The organism is Halorubrum sp. CBA1125 (assembly GCF_009742825.1).
Taxonomy (GTDB): Archaea; Halobacteriota; Halobacteria; order Halobacteriales; family Haloferacaceae; genus Halorubrum.
In genome coordinates this window covers 38248-45088 of the sequence record NZ_WPCE01000005.1, presented here as the reverse complement: position 1 = coordinate 45088, position 6841 = coordinate 38248, and the positions used below count along the sequence as shown (strand labels likewise).

Below are 6841 nucleotides of genomic sequence, written 5' to 3'. Positions count from 1 at the left end.
ACACGCTCGTTATCACAAAATCGATACGTAGCCTTTGCGGAGGCCCAGTCTTCGCAGGCGTTTGGGATCGACTCGGCAGGTGCCCTGCCGAGCCGATCTCCGACTTGCATCAATCGGTCAGTGAGCCGCTTGTCACCGAACTCAGCAGACTGGAACTCCTTTCGAACCTTGCCAGAAACATCGGTTTGACACAGCTCTTCCTCGTCTAGGTCAGTCCGCCGCTTTCGTGAACCGCTCTGCATCTTGGTCTCTTTCTCGACGAACTACAGCGATAGAAGTTGTGGGTAAGAGACAGGTCTTTAGGCGGGGTCAAGCGGGCACTAGCCTACACTTCCACCGACGACGTCACTCGTCGACGACAGTCGCTTCTTCAGGAGAAGCGAGATCGAGCTCGGCGGCGCCGCGCTCGATCTCCTCGGGCGTCGTCCCCTCGGCGTCGGCGAGCAGCTCGGTGAGCTCCTCGTCCGAGATGATGTCGGCGTCGGCCGGAGCTTTGCGGCTCATGTTTCCCTCTACCCGTTGCGAAGGGATAAACGTGAGTGATGGTTCACCGCCGTCCGACCACGACGGCGGCTGTCCTGGTGGCCGGCGCTCCTCGTAGGTGTCGATGAAATACTGGGCCTCGCGTTTGAAGTAGTCCACACAGCCGCGGATCACTGCGCCTCGGCTCGCTGGAAGCGGCGAGTGTGCGAGTTTTAGGTGTGCGGCCGGCCCCGACCGTCGGTCGACATCAACGTGGAGTCCTTCATGATACACGTCGTGGCCCAGTGCCGAGGTTTCGTTGTGATCCATCCGGGCGATCCACGTCCACTCGATCGGATCGGTCGATACGCGGTAGTAGAGCTGAACGAGAAAGCGCGGGATACGTTGACGGCGTCGGTCGAACCCGACCGTGAGAAGGCAGTCGCGACGGCCGGCAAAGACGTGTTTGGAGACATCGTAGCCGGTTGGCAACGAGGGGGCGCTCATTCGTCCGGGCTATCGGCACCAGGAACGGTGTTGCTTTCGCTTTCATCGCCGTCGACGGCCGGTCACCCATCCTGAACGTCTTGTACTGACCGATCCGATCTGATCGAATCAAGAACTGATTCTGTACGAGCTACGCACCGTGTATAGGGTGATATTTGGCCCGATTGATATCCTATTTTTCAGACATATTCATGTCTACAACCGACCGTAATCTTGACATCCTCCCGCGCCTGAAGATGCAGGAATCCCACGGCACCACACCGCTGAGTTGGGATATTAGGGTTCGCGGTTCACAACCTGTTCTCGTGGGGCGAAACAGCCCTCACTACGGTCGAACAAGTGAACCGCTGGCTGTGCCAACCAGCCGTTATCCCTATCACCGCCATCCGTGGCGAGACTCGGGAGTACCTTTTGCCGAATATTCTCCGCACCATTCACATCAGCGTTCGCAACCGTATCGCACTTCTCACACACGTACAGCCCACGTTCAACTCGCTGATTGTCGTCTGTGTGGCCGCACGCCGAGCACGACTTCGACGTATCGCGTTCGGACACCAACTCCATGTTGATGCCCTCGGCTTCCGTTTTGTAGTCGAGTAGCGTCGTGAAGCGGTCGAATGCCCACCCGTGCAAGTCCAGATTGCCGTGGTCGCCCCAGTTGCGTGGTTCGCCGTTCTCGTCGTCTTCTCGGATGCCGCCAAGGTCGCCAATGACAAGCGTACCGACATTCCGTTCGACACATTCCTCGACAATAGCTTTCGAGAGTGCGTGCAAGAAGTGTGTCCGGCGACCCGTTCGCTTACTGTCGAGACGAGTTGCCTCTCGGGACGAGGAATCGTCGCACTTGGCTTTCTTTTTCGTGAGGTAGTACTCGTCCTCTTTCAGTGCGCCACCGGGATACAACACGGATTCACCGCCGAACGAGACGGCGGCGAAGTTGCAGATCCCGAGGTCAACACCAGCTACCTCATCTCCTGGTGGTTCCGGGTCGATAGTGGTGCGACAGACGAACTGAAGCCGCCACTCGTCGCGTTTGTAGACAGCGCGAACCTGTTGAATGTCCCACTCAGTCAGGTCAACATCAGGGCGAGTCTGGTACTCGCACAAGATGAAGTCTGAGCGGTGTTCTTTGAGGTTGCGACCTTTTGAGAGGCGGACGCGGGTGAACTGTGCGTCGTGTTTGAAGCCAGCCGGCTTGAACGACACAGTTGAACGTGGATGGGAGTCTCCGTGCTTCCGGTAGCCGGGCTGTCGGGCGCGGTCGTCGCCGTTCCGACGCTTGCCGAACCAGCCGTTGAACGCTTCAGCGAGTTCCTCGAGAACGCGCTGACTGGATTGTGAATGCAAGTCCGTGTAGCGTTCGTGGCCTTTGAGTTCGGCTTTGAGTTCCCCGTCATCGGGAATCTCGCCCGTTTCATCCCACTGTTCTTGTGCGTAGTAGCGACCGACGTTCCAGAGTTTTGAGGCGGCCCATCCGAGTTGATCGAGGTCATCACGGACCTGTTGCTGGTTCGTGATGGTGGCCTCGAATGTTCGGACGGTACGACTCATTTTCTGGCTTCATAACTGGTTATGAACAGTGTTTTATTAATCATGTCGGTTGGCGTGGAATATCCGGTCTTGCTATCGACGGTGGATTGTGTAGGAGTTGTCGGATTCATCCTGACCCTAAAGGGTCAGGTATTCTCCTTGCTTGCGTATAATTGAGCGTTGGAAGTCTTGTGCTGACCACAGCAACCCAAAATGTGTCACCTGCTGAGGATTTCAACAGAGCCAACCTAATTTAATATACTGAATTAGGCCTCATGGAGCGTCGAGACATGTTCACTAACCCAATCAAGCACCTCGAACAACACGTCGAGGTGGTGTGTTCCAACCGGTGAGGCTTCGGCATCGCCAGCGTCCGGCGGTGGATGAACGTGCGTTTGTGGAGCATCCGTTTTTGGATGTCGATCCCACCGGCACTGGTAGCGTGTCTCCGTGCGTATCTCCACGTAGTGAACGTAGTAGTCTCCAGTCACGAACCAGTGAATCTCGAGGCGGACAGCCTCAATAGACGCGGGATACGCTGACGGATCGAGTGTGATCTCGAGAGCTCGTGGGGACAGTCGATCCGGCGTGAACGCCCACGACACGACCAACGGGTGGGTTTCGGACCGCCGTGCGAGCGTTTCCATCCTCGTTCGGTCGAGTCGGCCACTCCCCGGCGTGCCGTCGTGTTCATCGCTCATCTGCTGAGCGCTCCGTCACGCGGAGATCCCGGCCCCATCGTCGCCGTGCTGGTGACGCTCGGCCCGCGTGATGGCGTCCTGGAGAAGTTCGATATCGTATCGAACCGTCCGCCAGCGCGACAGTGACTCGAGATATTCGTGCACTGTCGCGTGATCGCTGTCGGCGAGCCGTGTGGACGGAACCGCGTTTGGGTCCGGCACATCGAACCGGTCTTGGAACTCGGCGTCTTCGTCGATCAGCGCGTTGAGCCGCTCTCGGAGTTCGGGAAGCGAGTGCTCATCGGCGAGCGTTTCGATCCGCTTCCATCGGAAGTACGAGTCGTTCCGCCGGAACTCCGCCGGACGGTTCCCACGCCGTGTCGCGATGCCCATCTCCGTCAGTTGCGTGAGTGCGTTTCGGGCACCATCCGCCGAGCATGCCGCGCGCTCTGCGATCGTATCGGCCCGTTCGTACTCAGTCACGCCGGTGATCACGTCGTACACCCGCTGGAACGTCGTCCGATCCTCACGCCACTGGCGTCGCGCCGTCTCGGTGTTGCTCAGTGATGACCCCTCCTTCGATTCGTCTTCGGACATGCGTCGACGTTTGAGCTATATCGATATATATCTTTTCTAAAGTAGATATATCGGATAGTCGGTCGTGAGTTCCGCGGCGGCTCGGCAGCCGGTGATGGGAGGTGAGCGATACCTCCAGCGTGAGGAAACCTCGCCGTTCACGGCGAGGAGGACGTCATCCTCTCTTTGAGACAGCAACATCTATTTGCATGTGGCATGGGATCATTATACACGACAGCGATGGGACTCCCGCCCACGGCTGACGCCCTCCCACAAGCGCTCATCGACCGTGACCAGTGGGTTTGCTGGCGCCCCCATGAGCGCGATGGCAAACCAACCAAAGTGCCGATCGTTCCCGGCACGACGCAGTTTGCGTCGACGACCGATCCCGACACCTGGCGGCGGTTCCAGACGGCTCGTGAGGCTGTCACTACAACCAGTGTCGACGGGCTGGGCTTCGTCTTTACCGCAGACGATCCGCTCGTCGGAATCGATCTCGACGACTGCCGGGATCCAGAGACAGGCGAGCCCACAGCGTGGGCCAGCCGGATCATCTCCCAGCTCGATTCCTACACTGAAGTGAGCCCCTCCGGAACGGGGTACCACGTCCTCGTTTCGGGGACGCTCCCTGAGGGGCGGAACCGCGCCGGCGACCTCGAACTGTACGACCGGTCTCGGTTCTTTACCGTGACCGGCGATCACGTCAGTGAGACACCGTCCACGATCCAACAGCGATCACAAGCCCTCGAGACGCTCCATGCTACGGAGATGGACACGTCCACTGGCGCGTCGTCCGCGGAAGACGGGACGTCGGCTCCAGCCCACGCCGCCGAGGGGTCCCCATCTACTGATACCAGCACCCCGACGACCGGGGTGGCTACACTTTCGGACGAGGAACTCCTCACGCGGGCGCACGCCGCTGCCAACGGCGAGAAGTTCACGCGTCTCTGGAATGGCAATACGAGCGGGTACGAGAGCCACTCGGAGGCCGACATGGCGCTGTGTCGGCTGCTCGCCTTCTGGACAGGCTGTGATGCGGCCCGTATCGACCGGCTGTTTCGCCGGTCAGGCCTCTTCCGTGACAAGTGGGATACGGTCCACTACGCCGATGGGAGCACCTACGGCGACAAAACAATCGAGCGTGCGATTACCCATACCGACGACGTCTACACCCCCCCGGAGGCGGACGCGGACGACCGGTCGGATACTGCCCCGGCTACCCCCAGCGGTTCCACCGACCAGCCATCAGCGTCGACTGACACCGATCAACAGGATCCCCCAGCGACCACAGCCACGTCACCAGTCTCGTCTCCACCGACATCAGACCCCACTGTGAACGCGGCGGAGTCGGGTGCGGATGATGCAATTTCAGCAGCCAACCCCCAGCGGGCCCAGGCACGGCGTGATCGGATCGAAGAGCTTACCGATCGGGTGGAATCGCTCTTGGCAGAGAACGAACGCCTCCGGACGGAGCTTCAGGCGGAACGTGAGCGCCGCCAGCAACTTGAGGCAGCCACGGAAGAAGCGTCGAGCGGCTGGTGGCCGTTTTCGCGCGGATGAACCGCCTCGGGGTCACGCCCCGAGACACTCAGCCTGCCCCGACTGCAGGAATCGACGGTTTCGTCCGCGTATTCCCTTACGGAGAATCGAGGAGAAAGCCTCGCGCTTCAGCGCGGGGATGAATCCGACACTTCCTTTCACACTCCACCGGTCGATGGCACAGCTGGATATTCCACGCTGCCTCCAATCCAAGCCTTCAAGTAATTTTATCTATATAGGTTACGTATGGCGTATCAGGTCGTCACTCGCACCTACACTGCTTCCATACGGGATCAGTCTCGGGTACAGGACGATCTTGATTCGCTCGGGTTCGCCGCCTCGAAACTCTGGAACGTCGGACGGTGGACGTGTAGTCGGATTTGGGATGAAATCGATCACATCCCCAACCACAACGAGCTCACCGCGTACCTGAAGTCACACGAACGCTATGCTGACCTGCATTCGCAGTCAAGTCAGCGAGTCCTCCAAGAACTCGCTGAGGCGTTCAACAGCTGGTACGGCAAACGACGTAACGGAAATGCGAGAGCGAACCCGCCCGGCTACCGCAAACACGGCGACGAACACCCGCGTTCGACGGTAACGTTCAAAGCCGCTGGCTTCAAACTCGACACCCAGTACAACCGTGTTCGACTCTCAAAGGGGTCGAACCTCAAGGAGTATTGGTCGGACTTTATCCTCTGCGAATACCAGACTCGCCCCGACGTAGACCTCTCCACCGTAGAGAACGTCCGACAGGTTCGGGCAGTCTGGACGGGTGAGGAGTGGGAGCTACACTTCGTGTGTAAAGTTGAGATCGAAGTGGCCGAAGCACCGGGTGAAAAGACGGTGGGTGTTGACCTCGGCATCAACAACTTCGCAGCACTCGCCTACGAGGACGGCTACGCCGAGCTATACCCACTCAACTGTCTGAAGCAGGACGACTACTACTTCAGCAAGCGGATCGCTCAGTGTGACGACTCGAACTCCGAGCAGGCCACGCGGCTGAACCACAAGAAGGCGGCTCGCCGCACTCACTACTTCCACACGCTCTCGAAACACATCGTTCAGCGATGTGTTGACCAAGGAGTCGGAACCATCGTGATCGGTGACCTCTCCGGCATCCGCGAGGATGAGGAGAATGGCGAGGTAACAGACTGGGGCAAACACGGTAACCTTGACCTCCATTCGTGGGCGTTCGACCGATTCACTGACCTGCTCGAATACAAAGCAGAGATGGAGGGCATCACGCTCGAAGAGTTGCCCGAGCGAGATACCTCGAAGTCGTGTTCGTGTTGTGGTCGCAAGCGCGACACGAATCGTGTTGAACGTGGGCTGTACGTCTGCGATGAGTGTGGTATGGTGGCGAACGCAGATGTGAACGGTGCGGAGAACATTCGACAGAAAGTAACTCCGAGTCCCGCTACGGATGGCGGCGATAGGAGTAACGGCTGGTTGGCACAGCCATCGACGTTCCTGTTTGACAAGGAAACTGGTGCGTTCGCACCTCAAGAACAGGTAACGTCGTAAACCACAATATCCCAACCCAG

At 58.9% G+C, this 6841-nt stretch carries 7 protein-coding genes; 2 read left to right on the top strand and 5 right to left on the bottom strand.

Translation table 11 applies throughout. The features are described from left to right. The 5 genes from GJ633_RS01525 to GJ633_RS01505 all read right to left on the bottom strand — a co-directional run. A partial coding sequence (locus GJ633_RS01525) for a transposase (RefSeq protein WP_197431173.1) occupies positions 1–242 on the bottom strand: 242 nt, incomplete at its 3' end. A 103-nt stretch (positions 243–345) separates the two neighbouring features. After that, on the bottom strand, positions 346–504 hold the full coding sequence (locus tag GJ633_RS17515) for a hypothetical protein (RefSeq protein ID WP_231741184.1): 159 nt from the start codon (positions 502–504) through the stop codon (positions 346–348). Between the two features lie 741 nt (positions 505–1245). Continuing rightward, on the bottom strand, positions 1246–2520 hold the full coding sequence (locus GJ633_RS01515; RefSeq protein ID WP_156586571.1) for an RNA-guided endonuclease TnpB family protein: 1275 nt from the start codon (positions 2518–2520) through the stop codon (positions 1246–1248). A gap of 245 nt (positions 2521–2765) precedes the next feature. Beyond that, positions 2766–3200: a hypothetical protein gene (locus tag GJ633_RS01510; protein ID WP_156586569.1), complete on the bottom strand. Its 435-nt coding sequence runs from the start codon at positions 3198–3200 to the stop codon at positions 2766–2768. 15 nt (positions 3201–3215) lie between these two features. Beyond that, positions 3216–3776, bottom strand: coding sequence for a hypothetical protein (locus GJ633_RS01505; RefSeq protein ID WP_156586567.1), 561 nt, complete (start codon positions 3774–3776; stop codon positions 3216–3218). 219 nt (positions 3777–3995) lie between these two features. On the opposite strand from GJ633_RS01505, the gene GJ633_RS01500 reads away from it, so the two are divergent. Both GJ633_RS01500 and GJ633_RS01495 read left to right on the top strand, forming a co-directional pair. After that, a complete protein-coding gene (locus GJ633_RS01500; RefSeq protein WP_156586577.1) occupies positions 3996–5315 on the top strand; it encodes a hypothetical protein in 1320 nt (439 codons plus the stop codon). A 225-nt stretch (positions 5316–5540) separates the two neighbouring features. Next, the gene (locus GJ633_RS01495) at positions 5541–6821 is read left to right on the top strand and encodes an RNA-guided endonuclease TnpB family protein (protein ID WP_156586565.1); all 1281 of its coding nucleotides are present in this window, start codon (positions 5541–5543) and stop codon (positions 6819–6821) included. Positions 6822–6841: the final 20 nt, after the last annotated feature.